This window comes from Halomonas sp. C22, from assembly GCF_007655045.1.
GTDB lineage: Bacteria > Pseudomonadota > Gammaproteobacteria > Pseudomonadales > Halomonadaceae > Vreelandella > Vreelandella hamiltonii.
In genome coordinates this window covers 20516-39946 of record NZ_VBVC01000005.1, presented here as the reverse complement: position 1 = coordinate 39946, position 19431 = coordinate 20516, and the positions used below count along the sequence as shown (strand labels likewise).

Annotated in this window: 16 protein-coding genes and 1 riboswitch; of the genes, 4 read left to right on the top strand and 12 right to left on the bottom strand. The window is 65.9% G+C overall.

Annotation, left to right across the window (positions count from 1 at the left end):
* Window positions 1-12: 12 nt before the first annotated feature.
* The 12 genes from FEU76_RS11215 to FEU76_RS11160 form a co-directional block, all read right to left on the bottom strand.
* Window positions 13-801: an ABC transporter ATP-binding protein gene (locus FEU76_RS11215; protein WP_144983052.1), complete on the bottom strand. Its 789-nt coding sequence runs from the start codon at window positions 799-801 to the stop codon at window positions 13-15.
* On the bottom strand, window positions 801-1772 hold the full coding sequence (locus tag FEU76_RS11210; RefSeq protein ID WP_144983049.1) for a FecCD family ABC transporter permease: 972 nt from the start codon (window positions 1770-1772) through the stop codon (window positions 801-803). The genes FEU76_RS11215 and FEU76_RS11210 overlap by 1 nt, the downstream gene beginning before the upstream one ends.
* Window positions 1772-2629 carry a cobalamin-binding protein gene (locus tag FEU76_RS11205; RefSeq protein WP_144983350.1) on the bottom strand — a complete coding sequence of 286 codons (858 nt, stop codon included), beginning with the start codon at window positions 2627-2629 and terminating at the stop codon, window positions 1772-1774. The genes FEU76_RS11210 and FEU76_RS11205 overlap by 1 nt, the downstream gene beginning before the upstream one ends.
* A gap of 40 nt (window positions 2630-2669) precedes the next feature.
* Window positions 2670-4475: a TonB-dependent receptor domain-containing protein gene (locus FEU76_RS11200; protein WP_144983045.1), complete on the bottom strand. Its 1806-nt coding sequence runs from the start codon at window positions 4473-4475 to the stop codon at window positions 2670-2672.
* 144 nt (window positions 4476-4619) lie between these two features.
* Window positions 4620-4856, bottom strand: a riboswitch (cobalamin riboswitch).
* A gap of 73 nt (window positions 4857-4929) precedes the next feature.
* Window positions 4930-5367, bottom strand: a complete 438-nt coding sequence (locus tag FEU76_RS11195) for a bifunctional adenosylcobinamide kinase/adenosylcobinamide-phosphate guanylyltransferase (protein WP_039179601.1) — start codon at window positions 5365-5367, stop codon at window positions 4930-4932.
* The gene (locus FEU76_RS11190; protein WP_186299138.1) at window positions 5319-5972 is read right to left on the bottom strand and encodes a histidine phosphatase family protein; all 654 of its coding nucleotides are present in this window, start codon (window positions 5970-5972) and stop codon (window positions 5319-5321) included. The genes FEU76_RS11195 and FEU76_RS11190 overlap by 49 nt, the downstream gene beginning before the upstream one ends.
* A complete protein-coding gene (gene cobS, locus FEU76_RS11185) occupies window positions 5924-6685 on the bottom strand; it encodes an adenosylcobinamide-GDP ribazoletransferase (RefSeq protein WP_144983042.1) in 762 nt (253 codons plus the stop codon). The genes FEU76_RS11190 and cobS overlap by 49 nt, the downstream gene beginning before the upstream one ends.
* Complete coding sequence (locus tag FEU76_RS11180) at window positions 6682-7230, bottom strand: bifunctional adenosylcobinamide kinase/adenosylcobinamide-phosphate guanylyltransferase (RefSeq protein ID WP_144983040.1); 549 nt, start codon at window positions 7228-7230, stop codon at window positions 6682-6684. The genes cobS and FEU76_RS11180 overlap by 4 nt, the downstream gene beginning before the upstream one ends.
* Window positions 7214-8326: a threonine-phosphate decarboxylase CobD gene (gene cobD, locus FEU76_RS11175; protein WP_144983037.1), complete on the bottom strand. Its 1113-nt coding sequence runs from the start codon at window positions 8324-8326 to the stop codon at window positions 7214-7216. The genes FEU76_RS11180 and cobD overlap by 17 nt, the downstream gene beginning before the upstream one ends.
* The gene (gene cbiB, locus FEU76_RS11170; protein WP_144983034.1) at window positions 8326-9333 is read right to left on the bottom strand and encodes an adenosylcobinamide-phosphate synthase CbiB; all 1008 of its coding nucleotides are present in this window, start codon (window positions 9331-9333) and stop codon (window positions 8326-8328) included. The genes cobD and cbiB overlap by 1 nt, the downstream gene beginning before the upstream one ends.
* Window positions 9330-10421 carry a nicotinate-nucleotide--dimethylbenzimidazole phosphoribosyltransferase gene (gene cobT / locus FEU76_RS11165; protein WP_144983031.1) on the bottom strand — a complete coding sequence of 364 codons (1092 nt, stop codon included), beginning with the start codon at window positions 10419-10421 and terminating at the stop codon, window positions 9330-9332. Before cobT ends, cbiB begins: the two co-directional genes overlap by 4 nt.
* Window positions 10422-10530: 109 nt before the next feature.
* Window positions 10531-12006, bottom strand: a complete 1476-nt coding sequence (locus FEU76_RS11160) for an efflux transporter outer membrane subunit (RefSeq protein WP_144983028.1) — start codon at window positions 12004-12006, stop codon at window positions 10531-10533.
* A gap of 148 nt (window positions 12007-12154) precedes the next feature.
* On the opposite strand from FEU76_RS11160, the gene FEU76_RS11155 reads away from it, so the two are divergent.
* The 4 genes from FEU76_RS11155 (at window position 12155) to glk (ending at window position 19430) form a co-directional block, all read left to right on the top strand.
* Window positions 12155-13231 carry an efflux RND transporter periplasmic adaptor subunit gene (locus FEU76_RS11155; protein WP_016914193.1) on the top strand — a complete coding sequence of 359 codons (1077 nt, stop codon included), beginning with the start codon at window positions 12155-12157 and terminating at the stop codon, window positions 13229-13231.
* A gap of 8 nt (window positions 13232-13239) precedes the next feature.
* The gene (locus tag FEU76_RS11150; protein ID WP_096922776.1) at window positions 13240-16362 is read left to right on the top strand and encodes an efflux RND transporter permease subunit; all 3123 of its coding nucleotides are present in this window, start codon (window positions 13240-13242) and stop codon (window positions 16360-16362) included.
* A gap of 201 nt (window positions 16363-16563) precedes the next feature.
* Window positions 16564-18465, top strand: a complete 1902-nt coding sequence (edd, locus tag FEU76_RS11145; RefSeq protein ID WP_144983025.1) for a phosphogluconate dehydratase — start codon at window positions 16564-16566, stop codon at window positions 18463-18465.
* Window positions 18465-19430: a glucokinase gene (gene glk, locus FEU76_RS11140; protein ID WP_144983023.1), complete on the top strand. Its 966-nt coding sequence runs from the start codon at window positions 18465-18467 to the stop codon at window positions 19428-19430. The genes edd and glk overlap by 1 nt, the downstream gene beginning before the upstream one ends.
* The last annotated feature ends 1 nt before the right edge of the window (window position 19431 follow it).

Genomic DNA, 19431 nt, shown 5'->3' with positions numbered 1-19431 from the left:
GGCTTCCTTGAATCATTCATGATCGGTCAATGGCGCTTGAATGGGCACGAACACCGGCGCGCCGTCCACCTCTACCGTGGCCAGCCGCTGGCGGTAAAGCCGCTCCAGCGCGCTGGGTACCAGCATGGTGTCCCGGGGGCCCCAGCAGGCTTCGCCGCTGGGGTAAAGCAGCAAAATGTGGTCGCACCAGCGGGCGGCCAGGTTGAGGTCGTGCAGGCACATCATCACCGCGCTGCCCTGGGCGGCCTGTTCGGCCATCAGCGCCATCACCGCGCTTTGGTGGTGTAAATCCAGGTGGTTGGTGGGCTCGTCGGCCAGCCAGAGGCTGGGGGCCTGGGTCAGTACCGTGGCCACGGCTACCCGCTGGCGTTCGCCGCCGGAGAGCGTGTTCACCAGGCGGTCGCGCAGGTGGGCCACGTCCAGTGCTGCCAGCGCGGCTTCGGCGCGGGCGTAGTCGTCGGCACCTTCCCGCTGCCACAATGAAAGGTAGGGGTGGCGGCCTATCAGCGCGGTCTCCAGTACCGTGGCGGGAAAGCCGTCCAGCCGCTCCTGAAACACCAGCCCCAGCCGCTGGGCCACTTGCCGCCTGCGTAGCTGGCCAAGCGGCGTGTCGCCCAGCAGCACCTGCCCCGAGCGGGAGGCGTGGAGCCCGGCCAGGGTATGCAGCAGCGTAGTCTTGCCCGCGCCGTTGGGGCCCAGCACGCCCCATACCTGCCCTGGCTCGATGGTGAGGTTCAGCGCGGTGCCTGAACGGCGCCCCGGCACGTCGATGATCAACTCCTGGGTGGCCAAGCGGGTCATCAGCGGCTCCGGTAGAGCAGAAAGAGGAACGTGGGCACGCCCAGCAGCGCGGTGATCACCCCCACGGGCAGCTGTTCCGGGGCAATCAGGGTGCGGGCCAGGGTGTCGGCCAGCACCAGCAGCGTGCCCCCGGCCAGGGCGCAGGCGGGCAGAATCAGCCGCTGGTCGTTGCCCAGCACCAGGCGCAGCATGTGCGGCACGATCAGCCCCACGAAGCCGATGCTGCCCGCGCTGGTCACGGCGGCGGCCGTGAGCAGGCTGGCGGCGATGTAGATGCTCCACTCCAGCGGGCGCACATCGACCCCCAGCGCAGCCGCCTGCTGGGGGCCTCGGGCCAGTACGTTCAGGCTGCGCCCCAGCGGCACCAGCACCAGGCAGGTCATCAGCAGCAGAAGCAGCGGCGGCCAAGGGGTGCGCGAGTAGGAAAGATCGCCCATCAGCCAGTAGAGCATGCCGGGCAGCCGCTCGGCGGGGCTCAGCGCCAGCATCAGGGTAATCACCGCGCCCCATCCGGCGGCCACCACCACGCCGGTCAACAGCAGCCGGGAAGGAGTCCAACCGCCCCGGCCATGGGCCAGGCCAAACACCAGCAGCGTCGATACCAGCGCCCCCACGAATGCAGAACCGGAGACCAGCAGGCCGCCCAGGCCCGCCAACATGGCCGCCAAGGCACCAATCGAGGCGCCGCCGGAAAGCCCCAGCACGTAGGGGTCGGCCAGCGGGTTACGCAGCAGCACCTGCATCAGCGCCCCGGCCACGGCCAGCAGCCCGCCCACCGCAAAGGCCGAGAGCGCCCTTGGCAGGCGCAGCTCCACCACCAGGGTGCGCGCCAGCGTATCGCCCTGCCCCTGAACCACGCCCCAGAGCTGGGCCATGGAAAGCGAGGCGCTGCCCACCGTCAGCGAAAACAGCAGCGCCGCCACGGCCATCAGGGCCAGCAGGCCAAGGGGTGTCCAGCGGCGCAGCGGCATCAGGCGTCCTCGCGCTTCTGGCGCGCCTGGTCGAGTTTTTCGCACAGCAGCTGTGCGCCTTCCAGCAGCCGCGGGGTGGGCCGCTGGATCAGTGAAGGCGGTACGAAGTAGAGGTTCTCCTTGGCCACCGCGTCCAGGTGGGGGTACTGCTCCCAGTGGGTCAGCCAGTGGCGGTTCTCTTCGCCCATGCCGCCCGCGATGATGGCTTCCGGGTTGGCGGCCAGCACGGCTTCGTCATCCAGTCTGGGCACCAGCCGTTCCAGCTCGCCAAACACGTTCTCGCCGCCGCACAGGGTCACCACCTGGCCAATCAGGTGTTCGTCACTGACGCCCATCAGCGGTTCGTCCCACACCTGGTAGAAAGTGGGGACCGGGTCGCGTTCGCTATAGCGCGCGGTGAGTGCGGCCATGCCGTCTCGGAACTCGCTGGCCGCCTGCCGCCCTATTGGCTCGGTACCGGCCAGCCGGGCGAGTCGTTCGATGGTGTGGGCGACCGCTTCCACGCTGCGAGGCTCGATGTAGAACACCGGCATGCCCAGCGCTTCCAGGGTCTCCATTTGCTCGGCGGGGTTGCCGGTCACCCAGCCGATGACCAGGTCCGGCGCCAGCCCCACCAGCGCTTCCAGGTCGATGCGCGTGTGGCTGCCTACCGAGGCCACCTGCTTGGCTTCAGGGGGGTAGTCGCTGTAGCTCACCACCGCCACCACCTGATCCCCCGCCCCGGCGGCCCAAGTCAGCTCCGTGGCCCCCGGCGAGAGCGTGGCGATACGGTTGGCAGAGGCGTGCAGGCACACCTCCCGGTCGCGGTCATCCACCGCACAGCGCGAATGGTCATGCCCCTGGGCGGCGGCCGCCATGAACGAAAACGCGAGGCCCAGGGCCCCGCGTGTCAGTGTGTCATTGGCCAAAGTGAACACTCAGGAACCCTGCCCGGCCAGCGTTGATGTAGTCGGCACCGTCGAAGGAGCGCGTGGTGATGTAGTCCTGGTCCAGCACGTTCTCCAACGTCACCCGAGCGCTCCACAGCGGCGCAAACTGCCAACCGGCGCGCAGGTTCACCAGGCCGTAGCCACTCAGGCGGTCCTGATTGGCGGCATCCCGGAAGCGGTGGTTCTGGGCCAGCCAGGAGCCGCCCACCGACCACTCGCCCAGCTCACGGTCGATGTCCAGACGCAGGCTTTGGGAAGCGCGGTTTTGCAGGCGCATGCCGGTCAGGCGATTCTCCGGGTCGGTGTAGGTGAGCGCCGCCGCCAGCGTCCAGGCGTCGAGTTCGAGCCCGGCGCTCAGCTCGGCACCCCGAATACGGCTTTCCGGCACGTTGAACTGCAGCCCCTGCCCCGCAATCAGGTTGTCGATGTCGGTCTGGTACAGCGCCGCATCCCAGAACCACTGGGCATACTGGCCGCGTAGCCCAGCCTCGACGGTATGTGACGTTTCCGCTTCCAGGTCGGGGTTGCCGAAGCCAGGGAAGTAGAGCTGGTTGTAGGTGGGCGCATTGAACGCCGTGCCGTAGCTGGCGCGCAGAGTGTGGTGGTCGTCCAACTGGTAGCCCAGCCCCAGGCTGCCGGTCACTTCCTCGCCGTAGGATTCGTTATCGTCGAAGCGCAGGCTCGCCTGTACCAGCAGCGGGGAGAAGTCCAGCAGGGCTTGGGTGAAGACGGCGGCATTGCTGCGGCTGGTTTCATCATAGGCGGTGGTACTGTCTACCCGGTCTTCGCTGTACTCGGCCCCGGCCACCAGCTCATGGGCCCCAGCGGTGAAGGTGTTTTCCCAGCGGGCAGCACGAATCTTGGTGTTGAAAGTGGCGTCACTGAAGCCATCGAAACTGTCGCTCTCATCGCGGGATTCACTGAGCGTCAGGCGGCTACGCCAGCTGTCTGTCAGCGGCAGCTCGCCATATACCCCGGCCACCTGCTGCACGAAGTCGTTCTCGCCGCCGTCGTATTCGTTGTGACCACGGGCACGCAGGGCCAGCACGCCCGCTTCGGCACCGTTATCGAAGGTGTGCGATACCCGCGCCAGCGCCGAGGTGTTGTCGTACCCCTTGTCGTCGCCATCGCGGCGCACGGGCTGGCCATCGGTGGTGAAGTGGCTACCGGCAAAGCTGTAGCGGGTGCCGCCTTCTCGGCCGCTGATACCTGCGCTGAGCCGCTGGGTGTTGAACGAGCCACCGCCTGCGGAAATACGCGGCTGCGGGCCTTCCTCACGCCCCTCGGGGGTAAACAGTTGAATGACGCCGCCCATGGCATCGGCCCCGTAGAGGCTGCCGCGGGGGCCGCGCACGATTTCGGCGCGGTCGAACATGCGTGGTTCCAGGTACTGCCACGCCGCGCCGCCGCTGGTGGCCGAACGTAAGCGAATGCCGTCGATCAGCAGCACGTTCTGGGCGCTGCCGGTGCCGCGCAGAAAGACGCTGCTGTTCTTGCCGAAGCTGCCGTTGCTGGAAACGTCCACGCCCGGCTGGCCACGCAGCAGGTCCGTGATGCTCACCGGGTCCTGGCGGCGAAGCGTCGCTTCATCCAGAACGGTGACCGAAGAGAGACTTTCGTTGGCGGTACGCGGTGCCAGCGCCGCCGTCACGACGACAGGATTGAGCGTATCGTGACTGGCCGAGGCCTGCTGCTGCGCCTGCGCATGAACGGCCATGGGCACGGCGGCCATGGCAAATGCCGCCAACGTGACGGTAGAAGATAAACGTTGCATGATGGATCCCTTGCGCACTGTGCTCACCCGCACAGCGTGTTTTTTAGTGGCCGGTGCAGGCGCACACGCAAGGCAGGCAAGCTGCGTTGGCAGCCCACCCTACACCCTGCACATGCCCACCGCATGCCGGTAATCCGTGGCTTTTTCAGCCGTCACTCCTGGGCCGGTCTCCGGGCTGACGAGCGAAAGGAGGCGCTTTTTTCAAGCGCCGACCCTTTCCGAACGACCACCTTCCCATGCCTGAGCACAGTGGCGTCTTGGCCGTTCTTGTCTCGATCACCGTTGCGGGGGCAGCGTTGGATTGACGCAGTTGCGTTCACCAACTTCCCGTTTAACTGAGGGCGAAGGGTCGCCATCAGCACCTAAGAGTGCGCGTAAACTAGCAACTTGCGCTAATCAGGTCAATTTTGGCCAGACGGGGCATGCTGCACTATGTCGGACTTTATGACGTGCTTTATGCCGTGCTTTTCAGCGCTTGCACGAGCCCATGGCGCACGTACCACACCTGGCTTGCCTGGGCGGCGGCGTCCTGGGTGAACCAACCACTGAGGTCCCTCAGGCGGCGCTGGTCCCGGGCCATGGGCACCAGGCCTCGGCCCAGCTCGTTGGCAATCACCACCAGGGTGGCGTGCTGGCCTGCCGCTGCCTCGTCCAGGCGCTGCAGATCTTCGCGCCAGTGGGCGCGCCATTCGTCGCTGCTGAAGTCGGAGTGAATGGCCGCCGAGAGCCATTCGAACAGGCCATGCAGCACCAGCGGAGTGCCGGGATGCATGACGTGGGACACTTCCTGCAAGCGCTGGCCCGGCGCCAGGCGCCACCACACCGCGCCGGGAAAGCGCTGTTTTACTGCGTCTCGCTTGCCTGCGCTGGCACCGCCGATGAACAGTTGCATTGCCACTCTCCTTTGCCTGCATCGTTGGGCTGATAGGTCAGCTGCCAGCGACGGCCCTGGGCCTGATGGACGATGCCCGCCCAGAAATCCAGCGTTTCGAACCGGCGGCGCAGCTCACGAATCACCCCGCCGTGGGTCACCACCAGCACCTTGCGATGGCCCTGTTCGCGCGCCTGTAGCGCCACCTCTTCCAGCCAGCCATCGAGGCGCTCGCGCAACTGGCCAGACGACTCACCGCCGGGTATCTGCAGCTCGCCCGCGCTGTCTATCCAGGCGCGGTAGTGCGGGAGCTCCTTGAGTTCATCGTAAACCTTTCCTTCGTACTCGCCAAAATCCAGCTCTCGCAAGCGCGGCTCCCGGTACACCGGCATGCCGGGCCTGGCCGCCTGTGACCACGCCAGGGTTTCCTGGCAGCGGCCCAGGTCACTGGCATGAATGGCATCGAAACGCTCGCTTGCCAAGGCGTCACGCAGGGCCAGCAGGCCCGCTTCCGCGTCCGGGAACAGCAGCGGGATATCGCGCTGCCCCTGGTACCGACGCTCCAGATTCCATGACGTTATACCGTGGCGAACTGCCACCAGCTCCACATCAAGACCAGTAGCCAAAGCTCTCCTCCTTCGATAGTGGCACCCACCATGTCACCGTTGATGCCGTGAAATAAACGCAGCAGCGCCTGACGCACCAGCACGACCCACAAGGCCGTGGCCACCAGCCAGACCCACAGCCCAGGCATGAACAGTGCCCCCAGCAGCAGCGGCAGCAGGGCCAGCACCACGTCCCTTCGGCCCAGCGACTGCTGCCAGCTAAAGGCCAGGCCGCTGGGCTGGGCACAGGGCGTCAGCACCAGCAGGGCCACCCCCGCCAGCCGACCCAGCGCGGGGGCCACCACCAGCCAGCCAAGCGGCGCCTGATAGTGCACCAGCGCCCATAGCAGCACCCCTTTCCAGGCCAGCAGAAACACCAGCGCCAGCATGCCAAAACTGCCCACCACCGGGTCTTTCATGATCTCCCATCGGCGGGCCACGGGCTGGTTGCTGCCCAGCGCATCGGCCAGGTCCATCACGCCATCCAGGTGCAGGCCACCGGAAATGGCCACCCACAGGCTAAGCAGTACCAGCGCCGTGATGGGCGATGGGGTTTGCCACTGGCCCAACAGCAGGGCGACACAGGCCAGCAGCGCTCCCACCATCAGGCCCACCAGCGGGTAGGCGCGAATGGCCCAGCGCCGGGTGGCCTGTGTCCAGGGGCAGGCAACGGGGATCGGCAGGCGCGTCAGAAACTGCAGCGCCAGCAGCATGCCGTACAGAGCGTGTTTCATGGTGCGCCAGCCGCCTTCCATTCGATGGACTGCCCGGCCACCACCTCCACCACCCGGTCGGCCTGGGCCGCCAGCCAGCGGTGCAACCCTTGCAGGAATTCTACGTAGCGCCACACCTCTGCCGAGGCAGGCAAGGGCGCTTCGTTGAGATCGTTGGAGACCACCACCAGCGTCACCCCCCGGCGGCGGGCATCGTGAAGCGCACGCACCAACAGTGCAAAGGCTTCCGTTTCGCTGACCGGCGCGGCGTCCTCCTGAGTATTGAACATCACCTGGCTGGCCCAGAGGGTCAAGCAGTCCAACAGGGCGGCATGGCCGTTGGGCACCTGGGCGACGGCCTGTTCGATGTTGAGCGGAGCTTCCAGGGTGACCCAGTGGTTGGTGCGCCGGGCCTGATGATGGCCTACCCGTTCGGCCATTTCGCTATCGTAGATGTCGGCGGTGGCCACGTAGTAACACGTCTTGCCGTCGGCGTATTGCTGAACACACTGCTCCGCCACCAGGCTCTTGCCCGACCGAGCCCCTCCACTAACAAAGACAATCATTCAGCACCTTTGACAACCGATCATTGGTCACACCATCGCGCAGTGCCAGCCTTAGCCAACCACCCTTCAGGCCAGCAAAACCATGGGTATGTCGCGCCAGCATACCTTGGTGAAGCAGGCGTTCAAGCAGCACGATACTGGAAATGCCCCGCTGCTGCTGGGCGGTACCAGGCCGCACCAGATGAAAGCAGCTGTGGCTGGGCACCACCTCCAGCCCCAGCACGGCCAGGGCAGCGCCCATGCGCGGCTGCTCACGGGCCAACCACTGGTGGGTACGCCGGGCAAAGTCCTCATCCGCCAGCAGCGGCGGCACCAGTTCGGCGGCCAGATGATTGACACTCCAGGGCGGTTGCTGCGCCTGAAGCTGGCCGATACGCCGCTCATCGGCCAGCACGTAGCCCAGCCGCAGGCCCGGCAGGGTAAAGAATTTGGTCATGGAGCGCAGCAGGATCAACGCCGGGTAGCGTTGGAGCAGCGGGGTCAGCGGTGCAGCCTCCAACGCCAGGTCGATGAAGGCTTCATCCACCACCAGCGAGGCCCCCGGTTTCAAGGCGTCCAGTAGCGCCTCGATAAGCGCCACGGGCAGCAGCGTGCCGGTGGGGTTGTTGGGGCGGCAGACGAACACAACATCAGCGCTGGCCGCCGCCTGCAGCAACGCGGCCGCGGGCGGGTCGAAGGTGCCCGGAAACAGGCCAAGCTCGCTGATGCGCACACCATGGGCACTGCAGGCCCGGGCGTACTCGCCAAAGGTGGGGGTGACGATTAGCGCCTGCTGGCCAGCGTGGTGCGCCGCCGCCAGAAAGATGGCTTCCGCACCGCCATTGGTGAGCAGTACCTGCCCCGGCTCCACGCCTGCGTGTTCGGCAATTGCCTGCCTGGCGGCGCGGTAGTCCGGTTCGGGGTAGCGGCCCAGCCCAGCCAGGCGCTGGGCCAGGTAGCCGGTTACCCAGTCGGGCGGGCCCAGCGGGTTCAGGTTGGCGCTGATATCTTCCAGCGGGTGGTCGGCAGGCAGGCCAAAGCGCTGCAGCAGCGCGGCGGCCTGGCCACCGTGGCTTGGCCAATGGTCGAGGGGTAGGTTGCCGGGCTGGTCGCGCATCACCCGGCCACCGTCGCCATCACGAGGCACAGCTGCAGGAAGAACAGCAGCAGGAAGAACATCAACCAAGCCCCGTGCATCAGCCAAATCGTGGTAGTGATGTGGCTGGCTTTCAGTAAATCATGGGCGGTGCCCAGCGTGGCCCGGTGTGATACTTGCCCCTGGTAGACGTTGGTGCCGCCCAACTGGACGCCCAGCAAATTCGCCACCATCGCCTCGGGCCAGCCCGCGTTGGGGCTTGGGTGGCGGGGTGCCTCGCGCCAGGTGGCCGCCAGGGCGCCCCGCCAGCGCAGAGGTGAGCGGTGAAACACCCCATACAGCACGCCCGCCAGCCACAGGCATAAGGCGGTCAGCCGGGCAGGCAGCCAGTTGGCCAGGTCGTCCAGCCTGGCCGAGGCGTAGCCGAAGTCGCCGTAGCGCTCGTTCCGATAGCCCACCATGGAGTCCAGTGTATTGACGGCCTTGTAGGCCAGCGCCAGCGGCGCGCCTCCCAGCAGCGCAAACAGCAGCGGCGAGGTAATGCCATCGACGGTGTTTTCCGCCACGGTTTCCACCGCGCCTCGGGTAATCTCGGCTTCATCCAGAGCCTGGGTATCACGCCCCACCACTCTGGAAAGCGCCTGCCGCGCAGCGGGCAAGTCGCCCTGCCGCAACGGGGCGGCAATGGCCCGCCCGGCATCCGCCAGCCCCTTGATGGCCAGCGTGGTGGCCAGCAGCCACAGCTCGGCGGCCAGCCCCAGCCAGGGGTGCACCCACGACAACAGCGCAAGCCCCAGCCAGGCCACCGAAAAGGTGCCCAGCACCACCACCAGGGTAAGGCACCCGCCCAACAGGCGCCGCCGCTGGGGGCTGCCGTGGTTCCAGCGGTGCTCCAGGGCGCTAATCGCCTTGCCGAGGATCACCACCGGGTGGGGCAGCGCGCGCGGGTCCCCCACGATCAAATCGATGACGATGGCCAGCGCGACCCATCCGGCCAGAGCGGGCAGGCTCAGCAAGTCGAGGCTCATGGTGCCTTGCCACTCACCCTCGCCTGGGAGAACGTGGCCATGTCACTGAGCATGGCGGCAGCGGCCTGTAGCAGCGGGTAAGCCAGCGCCGCCCCACTGCCCTCGCCCAGGCGCATTTCCAGGGCCAGCAGCGGCTGCGCCGCCAGGGCTTCCAGCGCCAGGGCGTGGCCCGGCTCCGCCGAACGGTGGCCAAACACCAGGTAGTCGCGCAGTGCCGGGGCCATGCGGCAGGCGGTCAGAGCCGCCACCGTGGCAATGAAGCCATCCACCACCGCGGGCAGGCGGTGGGCCGCCGCCGCCAGGTACGCGCCCGCCATGGCGGCGATTTCCAGGCCACCCAGCTTGCACAACACCTCCAGCGGGTCGTCAGGATTCGCCTGGCGATTGGCCAGCGCCCGTTCGATGACCGCCGCCTTGTGGGCCTGCTGGGTGCTGTCGATGCCGGTGCCCGCCCCCACCACCTGGGCGGCGGGCACCCCTAGCAACGCCGCCAGCATGGCGCTGCTGGCGGTGGTGTTGGCGATGCCCATTTCGCCCACGATGAGCCCATTGGCCCCCGCCTGTACGGCCCGCTCGACCGCTGCCATGCCGGCCTGCATGGCCTGGCGCGCATCGTCCAGCGGCATGGCATCGTGGTGCAGCATGTTGGCCGTGCCCGAACGCACGCGAGCATCGGTGGCTCCCGGCAGCGGTCGCGGCGACGCCACCCCGACATCCACCACGTCCACCCGAGCGCCCAGCTGGCGGGCAAACACGTTGATGGCCGCGCCCTGCTGAACGAAGTTGGCGACCATCTGCGCGGTCACCTCCTGGGGAAACGCCGACACGCCTTCAGCGGCCACGCCGTGGTCGGCGGCAAACACCACCACGGCGGGGCTATCCACCCGAGGGCGGGCGCTGCCCGTGATGGCGCTGAGCTGAATCGCCAGCGCTTCGAGCCTGCCCAGGCTGCCGGGCGGCTTGGTCAAAGTGTCGAGGTAGGCACGGGTGCGCTCAGCGGCGGCGGCATCGACGGGGCCGATGTCGGGCAGCCACGAGTAAGCGGCAAGGGAGTCAGAAGCGGCAGCAGAGGACGCGCAGGGAGGCATGGCAGCTCCAGTGGCAGCAAAACCAGAGATGAAGTGATCGCAAGCGCAGCATGGTAACAGATGCGGGCGGCCAGCGGAGCCGCCCGGGCTGTGGTTACCGTACCGGCAATCAGTAAACGGGGGCTTCCTGCCAGCCGCCCCCCAGCGCCTTGAACAGCGTGGCCGTGGCCGCCAGCTGTTCACGGCGCGCACCGGCCTGGGCCAAACGGGCCGAGAGCAGGTTGCGTTCGGCGTCCAGGCGCTCCAGCTGGCTCACCTGCCCTTGGTCGTACATCAGCACGGCCAGCTCCCGGGTGCGAGCAACGGCCTCCAGCTGTTCGTCGATGGCGGCCAGCCGTCGCTCGCTGAAGTCGTAGCTGTAGAGCGCATCGCGCACTTCGTTGAAAGCGGTCAGCACGGTCAGGCGATACTGCGCTTCGGCCTGTTCGGCCAGCGCTTCAGCGCTTTCCACCCCGGACTGGCTACGACCGAAGTCGAACAGCGGCCCCATCACCGAGGCCCCGACGCCCCAGGTGCGGGCCACATCGCTGAACAGATCACTGGTGCTGGCGGCCGCAGTGCCCAAAAAGGAGCTGAGATTGAGCGACGGCAGGCGGTTGGCCTCGGCCACGCCGATCTGGGCGGTGGCCGCAATCAGCGCCGCTTCTGCCGAGCGAATATCGGGCCTGCGCTGGAGCATCGCCGACGGCATCACGGCAGGTATGCCCACCGGCTGGGCCAGGTCGTCCAGCCGCGACGTGCCGGTGTCCAAGGTAGTCAGCAGCTCATCGGGGGACATGCCCACCAGCGTGCCCAATGCCCCGCGCAGGGTTTCCACCTGCTGCTTGAGCGACGGCAGCTCTGCCTGCAGGTTGCGCCACTCGGCTTCGGCCTGGCGCAGCTCCAGTTCGCTGATGTCGCCATGCTCGAAGCGCAGCGCCTGAAGGCGATAGGTCTCCTGGTACGCGGCCAGGGTCTCTTCCATCAGCGCTTGTTGGGCTTCGGCACTTTTCAGGCTGACGTAGGTGGTGACCACGTCACCGATCACGCCCAGCTCGGCGGCGTCTCTGGCAAACAGGCTCTCCTGCAGGGCGGCCATGGCCGCAGCACGTTGGTTGGCCAGCCGCCCCCACAGGTCGATTTCATACTCCAGGCTGGCGGCCAGGGAGTACTGATTATTGGTGGAGGTCAGCAGCTCCTGCACGGGCTGAACATCGATGGGCAGCGCCGCCCCCGGGGTGCGCTCACGGTTGGCTTCGGCCTGATAACCCACGGTGGGAAAGCGCTCCGCATCGGCAAACCCCAGCTGAGCACGGGCCTCGCGGATGCGCCCCAACTGAATCGCCAGTTCGAGATTGTCTTCGCTGGCGCGCTCGACCAGCCGGTTCAACGCCGGGTCTTCGAAGCGCTGCCACCAGCGGTGCCAGTCGTCACGGGCCTGCTGCTCCAGGGTGATATGGGCAGGCCAGCTCTCCGGCAGCTCGATGTCGGGCGCTTGATACTCCGGGCCGACCGCACAGCCTGCCAGCAGCAAGGCCAGCGCCGAGGCAGTGGTGAACGGTTTGAGGCGGGGGCTCCACGGGCGATTCCTGTGCACGCTGATCATCCTTGCAGTTCGGGTGAATACCGATTTAGGGCGGCGTTTAACCAAACACCTGTTCGAAGTGGCTAAGAGTACCTATTATAGGAGACTAACGAAACAGGGGATACATCACACCACCGTGATCCCCCATTGACTTGCAGGGAGGCATTGAATGAGGTTCATCCGCAAGGGGAAGTGGCTACCCACTCTGGCCGGGTTGCTGGCATGCGTGACGTTATTGGCAGGTTGCAGAGACGCCGAAGAGCCCCCCGAGCCTCCGGCTCAGGTGGTCAAACTGTTTGAGACCGGCCAGCAGCAGGCCTTTTCGGGCCGTCGTTTCGTGGGTCGCGTCGATGCCGTGAGCACCGTCAATCTGGCCTTTCAGGTGGGCGGGCGCCTGACCACCTTTCCAGCCGTACAGGGCACCACGTTGGCCAAAGGCGAGCTGATCGCCCAGCTCGATCAAACCGATTACGCCTTGCAGGTGCGCGCCGCGGAAGCGGAATTGACCCAGGCCCGTCAGCATCTGCAGCGGCAGGAAAATCTGTATCGCCATAACGCCGTCTCCGCCTCGGTGCTGGAAGCGGCCCGCACTGATGCCGAGCTGGCCGCTACCCAGCTGGAGAGCGCCCGCCAGGAGCTGGCCTACACCTCATTGTACGCGCCCTTTGATGCGCTGATTGCCCGCCGCCTGGTGGAAAACCACACCACGCTGCCGCCCAATGCCGAAGTCGTCCGTATTCAGGACATCTCGGAGCTGCGCATTCGCATCAACGTGCCCGAAGCGCTGATGCAGCATCTCGATGGCGAACACGGTTTCAACGCCGAAGCCGAGATCGCCACGCTGCCCGGCGAGCGCATTGCGCTGGAGTACCGCGAACACATCACCGAGCCCGACGAGGTCGCCCAGACCTATCAGGTGGAGTTCGCGCCCGCCCAAGGCGAGCACCTGGTGGCGCTGCCCGGCACCACGGCCACCGTGTTCATCGAACCCGCCGAGCGGCTGGTGTCCGGGGTGATGATGATTCCAGCCAGCGCCCTGGACACCACCGAGAGCGGTGATTTTCGCGTGTGGGTCTACGACCCCGACGAGGGCACGGTATCGCCCCGGGAGGTCACCGTGGGTGAGCTGAGCGACGACGCCGTGATGCTGGTGGCAGGCGTTCAGCCTGGCGAGTCGATTGCGGCGGCCGGGGTACACCTGCTGCGCGACGGCATGCGCGTCAAACCGCTGGATAACGCCCTCTAGGAGCCGCCATGAACATCGCCAAGCTGTCCATCGAACGGCCTCTCAATACCTGGCTGATCGTGGTGATCTGCCTGTTGGGCGGTATCTGGGGATTCAATACGGTGGGCAAACTCGAAGACCCCGCCTTCACCATCCCCAACGCCATCATCAATACGCCCTACCCCGGCGCCACCGCCGTGGAAGTGGAAGAGGAGGTCACCGAACGTCTGGAGCGCGCCATCCAGGAGATGGAGCAGATCGACGTCATCAAGTCGAAGTCGCTACCTGGGCGCTCGGAAATCCAGGTGGAAGTCCACTCCAGCTACAGCAGCCACGAACTGCCGCAAATCTGGGATGAGCTGCGCAACAAGATCAACGATGCCCAGGGCGACCTGCCCGAGGGGGTGCTGGGCTCCCAGGTCAACGACGATTTCGGTGAAGTGTACGGCCTTTTCTATGCGGTCACGGCCGATGGGCTCACCACGCGGGAGATCCGCGACATTTCGACGTTTCTTCAGCGCGAGCTGCTGGCAGTACCCGGCGTGGCCAGGGTGACCACCGCAGGCGAGCGGGAAGAGACCATCTACATCGACATCTCCAACGAGCGCCTGACCACCCTGGGCATTCCCATCAATCAGGTCATCAACACCATCCAGACCGAAAACGCCGTGGAAAACGCGGGCAGCCTGCGGGTAGGGGAACGCCAGGTGCGGCTGGTGGCGCGTAGCGACATCGACAGCACCGCGCTGATCGAAGCCATCCGCATCGGCCGCCCCGGCACCACCGAACAGGTGTCGCTGATGGATATCGCCACCGTCTACCGCGAGCCCAGCGACCAGCCCAACCAGCTGATTCGCTATAACGGCGAGGATGCCTTCACGCTCGGCATTGCGGGCGCCGCCAACGACAACATCATCGAAGTGGGCGAAGCCGTCGAAGCCCGCATGGAAGAGCTGAAAAGCCGCCTGCCGCTGGGCGTAGAGCTACATCCTCTCTACGAACAGCACCATGTGGTCAACGATGCCATCAACGACTTCCTGCTCAACCTGGCCATGTCGGTGGCCATCGTGATCGGGGTGCTGTGCCTGGCCATGGGCTGGCGCATCGGCGTGGTGGTCGGCAGTACCCTGCTGCTCACCGTGCTGGGCACCCTGCTGTTCATGGGGCTGTTAAACATCGAGATGGAGCGTATCTCGCTGGGGGCGCTGATCATCGCCATGGGCATGCTGGTGGATAACGCCATCGTGGTCGCCGAAGGCATGGTCACCAACATCAAGCGCGGCCAGCGCGCCAAGGAGGCAGCCGGCAGCGCCGCCAAGCGTGCCCAGCTGCCGCTGCTGGGCGCCACGGTGATCGGCATCATGGCCTTTGCCGGTATTGGCCTGTCGGACGATGTCACCGGCGAATTTCTCTACTCGCTGTTCATGGTCATTCTGGTGTCCCTGATGCTGAGCTGGCTGCTGGCGATCACCGTCACCCCGCTGTTTGGCTACTACCTGCTGCGCCAAAAAGGCGACGACGAGGATCAGTCCGCTGACGAGCAGCAAGCAGGCGAGCGCCAGCACGAGAACGAGGAGAACGACGACGAGCCCAGCAAGCGCGAGCTGTACGGCGGCCTGCTCTATCGCGCCTATCGCCGGGTGCTGCTGTTGGCACTGCGCATACGCATCGTCACCGTCAGCGCGCTGGTGCTGATCACCGCCGTGTGCCTGTGGGCCTTCAGCCTGATACCCCAGTCGTTCTTTCCGGACTCCAACACGCCGCTGTTCTTCGTCAATGTGGAGCTGCCCCAGGGCACCGACATTCGCTCGACCGCCGACTACGCCGCCGATATCGAGGCGTATATCCTGGAGCAGGAGGACGTGGTATCGGTGGCCAGCTTCATCGGCCAGGGCGCTACCCGCTTCATGCTCACCTACGCTCCGGAGCAACCCAACACCGCCTATGCCCAGTTCATCGTGCGCACCGAAGACCTGGACGCCATTCCCGCGCTGGACCAGCGCTTCTACCGAGAGCTGAACGAAGCGTTTCCCAGCGCGCAGGTACGCACCCAGCGGCTGCAATTTGGCCCAGGCGATGGCGCGGACATCGAGGCGCGCTTTCAGGGGCCCTCCCCGGAAGTGCTGCGCTCGCTGGCCGACCAGGCCCAGCGCATCATGGCCGACAGCCCCTACCTGATCGACCAGCGCACCGACTGGCGTCAGCAGGAGTTGGTGGTGCGGCCGCGCATCAACGAGGAGCGCGCCCGCATTGCCGGGGTCAGCCGTGAAGACATCACCCAGACCCTGCAGTTTGCCTCGTCGGGCATTCGGGCAGGCACCTACCGTGAGGGCGAGCACCTGCTGCCCATCGTCGCCCGCCCCCCGGCGGCCGAGCGGGACGATGTGGCGCTGCTGGAAAACCGCAACGTGTGGAGCGCCGCGCAGCAGCGCTTCGTGCCCATCAGCCAGGTGGTCTCCTCCTTCGATACCGATAGCGAGGAAGCGCTGATTCAACGCCGCAACCGGGTGCGCACGCTAACCGTCGGGGCCGACCCCGCCGAGGGCTATACCGCCGCCCAGGCGTTCGACGGCATTCGCCAAGAGATCGAGGGCATGACGCTGCCACCGGGCTACCAGCTGAGCTGGGGAGGTGAACACGAGGATTCCGGCGATGCCCAGGAGGCGCTGGCCCAGCAGCTGCCCATCAGCCTGCTGGTGATGCTGCTGACCTCGATTTTGCTGTTTGGCAAGCTCAAGCAGCCGCTGATCATCTGGCTGGTGGTGCCCATGTCGGTGTGTGGCGTGGTGATTGGCCTACTGGTAACCGGCCTGCCCTTCTCGTTTACCGCGCTGCTGGGCATGCTCAGCCTGTCGGGCATGCTGATGAAAAACGCCATCGTGCTGGTGGATGAGATCGACGGGCAGATCAAGGAGGGCAAGGCGCGCTTTTCTGCACTGGTGGACGCCAGCGTCAGCCGCTTGCGGCCGGTCTTCCTGGCCGCTGGCACCACCATCCTTGGCATGCTGCCGCTGCTGGCCGACGCCTTCTTCAACAGCATGGCCGTGACCATCATGGGCGGCCTGGCGTTTGCCTCGCTGCTGACGCTGATTGCCGTGCCCACCCTGTATGCCATGCTGTTCCATATCAGCAGCGATGAGGTCGAGTCCTGAGCAGGCGCGTTCGGCCCATGAGCGCTTTTTGGCTATCATGGGCTGGACGCCGGGATCATCCGGCTCATCCTTTCGGGTAATAAAACTACAACTTAAGCTATAAATCGGCTTTTTATTGCCGTAAGGTCTCTATTATTGGCGCCATAAAATGTAAAATAACTACAAGATACTTTCACCGTCTCTACTCATGCAGAGGTTTCTATGCCTGGTTCAACGTCTGGTTCTACCCCCGCAGCCCTTCACCCCAAGGTCGCGGAAGTCACCCAACGCATTCGTGAACGCTCTGCCGAGCGCCGCGCCCTCTACGAGCGCCGCATGGCCGACCAGCACAAGCGTGGCGTGCATCGTGCCGAGCTCTCCTGCGGCAACCTGGCCCACGGCTTTGCTGCCTGTAGCCCCCAGGAAAAAGATGCCCTGAAGCTGATGAACAGCGCCAACCTGGGCATCATCTCGTCCTACAACGACATGCTGTCGGCCCACCAGCCGTTTGAAACCTTCCCGGAAACCATCAAGGCGGCGGCGCGGGCCATGGGTTCCACCGCGCAATTTGCGGGCGGCGTACCGGCCATGTGTGACGGCGTAACCCAGGGCCAGCCGGGCATGGAGCTGTCGCTGTTCTCCCGAGACTTGATTGCCATGGCCACGGCGGTGGGGCTGTCACACAACATGTTCGACGCCGCCATTTACCTGGGCGTGTGCGACAAGATCGTCCCGGGCCTGTTCATCGGTGCCGCACGCTTTGGCCATCTGCCCGCCATGTTCGTGCCCGCAGGCCCCATGCCCAGCGGCCTGCCGAACAAGGAAAAAGCGCGCATTCGCCAGCTATATGCCGAAGGCAAGGTGGGCCGCGAAGAGCTGCTGCAGGCAGAGTCCGACTCTTACCACAGCCCCGGCACCTGCACCTTCTACGGCACCGCCAACTCCAACCAGCTGATGATGGAAGTGATGGGCCTGCACCTGCCGGGCACGTCGTTCGTGAACCCCGGCACCGAGATGCGCGAAGCGCTGACCCGCTACGCCACCGAACAGACCATTCGCAATACCGAAGCGGGTGGCGAGTACCGCCCGTTCTACAAGCAGATCGACGAGCGCGCCATCGTCAATGCCGTGGTCGGCCTGCTGGCCTCCGGCGGCTCGACCAACCACACCATGCACCTGATTGCCATGGCGGCAGCGGCGGGCATCACCCTGAACTGGGACGACTTCACCGACCTCTCGGCGGTGACCCCCAGCCTGATGAAGGTGTACCCCAACGGCCAGGCGGACATCAACCACTTCCAGGCCGCAGGCGGCATGAGCTACCTGTTCCGCGAACTGCTGGGCGCTGGCCTGCTCCACGGCGACATTCCCACCGTCTTCGGCACCGACCTGACCGCCTACACCCAGGAGCCCTTCCTGGAAAATGGCAAAGTGGTCTGGCGCGAAGGCCCGGAGAAAAGCCTGGACGAAGAAGTCCTGCGCCCGGTTGCCACGCCCTTTGCCGCTACCGGCGGCCTGACCGTCATGAAAGGCAACCTGGGCCGAGGCGTGATCAAGGTCTCGGCGGTGGCCGAAGAGCATCGAGTGGTCGAAGCACCGGTCAAGATCTTCGAAGACCAGAACGAAATGAAAGCCGCCTTCGAATCCGGCGAGCTGGACCGTGACGTGATTGTGGTGGTGCGCTTCCAGGGGCCCAAAGCCAACGGCATGCCCGAGCTGCACAAGCTCACCCCGTTTTTGGGGGTGCTGCAGGACCGTGGCTTCAAGGTCGCGCTGGTCACCGATGGCCGCATGTCCGGCGCGTCGGGCAAAGTGCCTGCGTCCATTCACATGAGCCCGGAGGCGCTGGACGGCGGCCCGCTGGCCAAGCTGCGCGACGGCGACGTGGTGCGCCTGGATGCCAATGCCGGCACTCTGGAAGCCAAGGTGGATGCCGCTACCTGGGCCGAGCGCCCGCTGGCCGTTGCCAACCTCGACCACTACCACGTCGGCCTGGGCCGCGAGCTGTTTGCGGGCTTCCGTCATCTCGCCATGCGCGGTGAAGAGGGTGCCGGTTCGCTGGGGGGCTTCGAAGCCGATGACCTGGCCCGCCAGGAAGGTCAGATCTTTCAAGAGGACGCCTGATGCGACCGGCACTGATCGGTGATATTGGCGGCACCAACGCTCGCCTGGCGCTGGTGACGCCGGGCGAGGTGACGCCCCACGATATCCTCAACCTGCCCTGCGCAGACTACCCCGGCGTGGTCGAGGCGGTTCAGGATTACCTCGCCCGCGTGGGCGCGACCGGGGATAACGCCCCCGAGGAGGCCTGCCTGGCCTTCGCCTGCCCGGTACACGCCGAGCGGGTGAAAATGACCAACAACCACTGGGACTTCATGAAAAGCGACGTTCAGCAGGCGCTGAACCTGTCGCTGTTCAAGGTCATCAATGACTTCACTGCCCAGGCGCTGGGCGTACCCCACGTGGGTGAAGACAACCTCGTCGAAGTGCAGCCCGGCGTCGCCCAGTCGCACTCGACCCGTCTGGTCATCGGCCCGGGCACCGGGCTAGGCGTGGCCGGGGTGTTTCCCGGCCAGCACGCCTGGATTCCGCTGCCCACCGAAGGCGGCCACGTCACCTTTGCACCTACCGACACCACCGAGCGCGCACTGCTGGATGTTTTCCTGCAGCGCCACCAGCGGGTCAGCGTCGAACGCATCCTGTGCGGCCAGGGGCTGCTGGAACTCTACCAGGCCCACTGCACGCTGGAAGGCCAAGCGCCACGTTGCGAAACCCCGGCCGAGGTGACCCAGGCGGCCAATCAGGGCGACGCCCTGGCCACGGCCACCCTGCTGCGCTTTTTGAAAATTCTCGGTGACGTCTGCGGTGACGCCACCCTGACCATGGGCGCACGCGGCGGCGTGTATCTATGCGGCGGCATTCTGCCCCGGCTGCTGGCGTGGCTGCCTAAATGCGAGCTGCGCGCCAGCTTCGTCAACAAGGGGCGCATGGGAGCGTACACCGCCGATATTCCGGTGTGGATCGTGACCCACCCGTGGACCGGCCTGCTGGGTGCCGCCGAAGCGCTGCATAACGAAGAAGTCTTTTAAA

Bases quoted from the DNA above. Each gene is read 5' to 3' on its own strand.
- FEU76_RS11215 (WP_144983052.1), bottom strand. From the start codon at position 801: ATGACCCGCTTGGCCACCCAGGAGTTGATCATCGACGTGCCGGGGCGC.
- FEU76_RS11210 (WP_144983049.1), bottom strand. From the start codon at position 1,772: ATGCCGCTGCGCCGCTGGACACCCCTTGGCCTGCTGGCCCTGATGGCC.
- FEU76_RS11205 (WP_144983350.1), bottom strand. From the start codon at position 2,629: ATGGCGGCCGCCGCCCAGGGGCATGACCATTCGCGCTGTGCGGTGGAT.
- FEU76_RS11200 (WP_144983045.1), bottom strand. From the start codon at position 4,475: ATGCAACGTTTATCTTCTACCGTCACGTTGGCGGCATTTGCCATGGCC.
- FEU76_RS11195 (WP_039179601.1), bottom strand. From the start codon at position 5,367: ATGCAACTGTTCATCGGCGGTGCCAGCGCAGGCAAGCGAGACGCAGTA.
- cobS (WP_144983042.1), bottom strand. From the start codon at position 6,685: ATGAAACACGCTCTGTACGGCATGCTGCTGGCGCTGCAGTTTCTGACG.
- FEU76_RS11180 (WP_144983040.1), bottom strand. From the start codon at position 7,230: ATGATTGTCTTTGTTAGTGGAGGGGCTCGGTCGGGCAAGAGCCTGGTG.
- cobD (WP_144983037.1), bottom strand. From the start codon at position 8,326: ATGCGCGACCAGCCCGGCAACCTACCCCTCGACCATTGGCCAAGCCAC.
- cbiB (WP_144983034.1), bottom strand. From the start codon at position 9,333: ATGAGCCTCGACTTGCTGAGCCTGCCCGCTCTGGCCGGATGGGTCGCG.
- cobT (WP_144983031.1), bottom strand. From the start codon at position 10,421: ATGCCTCCCTGCGCGTCCTCTGCTGCCGCTTCTGACTCCCTTGCCGCT.
- FEU76_RS11160 (WP_144983028.1), bottom strand. From the start codon at position 12,006: ATGATCAGCGTGCACAGGAATCGCCCGTGGAGCCCCCGCCTCAAACCG.
- FEU76_RS11155 (WP_016914193.1), top strand. From the start codon at position 12,155: ATGAGGTTCATCCGCAAGGGGAAGTGGCTACCCACTCTGGCCGGGTTG.
- FEU76_RS11150 (WP_096922776.1), top strand. From the start codon at position 13,240: ATGAACATCGCCAAGCTGTCCATCGAACGGCCTCTCAATACCTGGCTG.
- edd (WP_144983025.1), top strand. From the start codon at position 16,564: ATGCCTGGTTCAACGTCTGGTTCTACCCCCGCAGCCCTTCACCCCAAG.
- glk (WP_144983023.1), top strand. From the start codon at position 18,465: ATGCGACCGGCACTGATCGGTGATATTGGCGGCACCAACGCTCGCCTG.